This is a genomic window from Cellulomonas septica, from assembly GCF_012396155.1.
Taxonomy (GTDB): domain Bacteria; phylum Actinomycetota; class Actinomycetes; order Actinomycetales; family Cellulomonadaceae; genus Cellulomonas; species Cellulomonas septica.
The window spans coordinates 1-1,424 of sequence record NZ_JAAXOY010000765.1; the positions used below are offsets into that span (position 1 = coordinate 1).

The 1,424-nt window shown below is 73.5% G+C and carries 2 protein-coding genes; both read left to right on the forward strand.

The annotated features are described in order from the left end of the window. The first annotated feature begins 328 nt into the window (after positions 1–328). The gene (locus HGA02_RS18950) at positions 329–709 is read left to right on the forward strand and encodes a DUF4870 domain-containing protein (protein WP_168680896.1); all 381 of its coding nucleotides are present in this window, start codon (positions 329–331) and stop codon (positions 707–709) included. Beyond that, positions 706–1,224 (forward strand): DUF4870 domain-containing protein, encoded by a 519-nt coding sequence (locus HGA02_RS18955; protein WP_162352344.1) that lies wholly within the window; start codon positions 706–708, stop codon positions 1,222–1,224. Before HGA02_RS18950 ends, HGA02_RS18955 begins: the two co-directional genes overlap by 4 nt. Positions 1,225–1,424 lie beyond the last annotated feature (200 nt).

Below are 1,424 nucleotides of genomic sequence, written 5' to 3' on the forward strand. Positions count from 1 at the left end.
CGCGTCGGGCTGCGCGGGCGTGGGCTTGTCGAGCGGCACGTCGGGCCGCTGCTCGTCGTCGCGGCGCTCTCCGCCGGGGTTCTCGCTCATGCGTCGCCTCCTGTCGCGGGCCGAGTCGCCCAGTCGGATCGAATCGGCGCGGCGCACGGCGTGTCAAGGAACCACGCGTACCGGACATCTCACCTCCGGGTGAACCCTGGGCGCGCGTCCCCCCGGGTCGGTAGGCTCGCGCTGCCCTCCCCGCCCCTGACGTGGGGAGGCACGCGGCCACCAGGCCCGCCACGTCCCGGCCGGCCCTGCGCCGGTCGGCCCCTGCACGAGGAGCGCGATGTCGTACGAGCAGCAGCCGGCCCACCACCCGTCCGGCACGGACCAGGCCCGCACGTGGGCGACCCTCGCGCACCTGGGCGGGATCCTCGCCTACTTCTTCATCGGGTGGGTCCCGGCGCTCGTCATCTGGCTCGTGCACCGCGAGCGCGGCGGCCAGGCGGCCGAGCAGGCCCGCGTCGCCCTCAACTTCCAGCTCACGCTGCTGGTGGGTCTCGTCGTCGCCAAGATCGTCGAGAACCTGCCCGCCATCGGAGTGATCGGCTGGATCGCGATCATCGGCATCGGCATCATCAGCCTCGTCCTGTCGATCCTCGCAGCCGTAGCCGTCAACAAGGGCGGCTCGTACCGTTACCCCTTCTCGCTGGAGCTCGTGCGATGACCACCCCGCAGCCCGACCCGTGGGCCAAGCAGCCCGACCCGAACGCCACCCCCGGCCAGCCCGCGGGTGACCCCGCCGGCCAGCCGTACGGTGCGCAGCAGCCCTACGGCGCGCAGTACGGCGCCCAGCAGCCCTACGCCGGCGCCCCGCAGGGCTCCCCGGCCGGCTACGCGCAGCCCGCGGCGCCCCTGCGCCCGGACGACGAGAAGACGTGGGCGATCGTCGGCCACCTGCTGCCGCTGGTCGGCGTCGGCTTCATCGCCCCGCTGGTCATCTGGCTCGTGTTCCGCGGCCGTGGCCCGTTCCTCGAGCACCACGCGAAGGAGTCGCTGAACTTCCAGCTCACGCTGCTCATCGCGTACGTGGTCGGCGGCATCCTCAGCGTGATCGGGATCGGCGTGCTGCTCATCCTCGCGGTGTGGGTCGTGCAGCTCGTCTTCGGCATCCTGGCCGCCGTCGCCACGAGCCGCTGGGAGTGGTACCGGTACCCGATGACCATCCGGATGGTCAGCTGACACCGCAGCACCTCACGACGAGGGCGTCACCCGTTCCGCGGGTGGCGCCCTCGTCGCGTCGGGCGCCTCACGATGACGGGCCGCCGCCGCGGCGGCAGGTCTCCGGTCAGGCCGCGAGCGTCCGCACGACGGCGTCGGCGAGCAGGCGCCCGCGACGCGTCAGGACGATCCGCCCGCCGGGCGTCGACGACCCCGCGGCC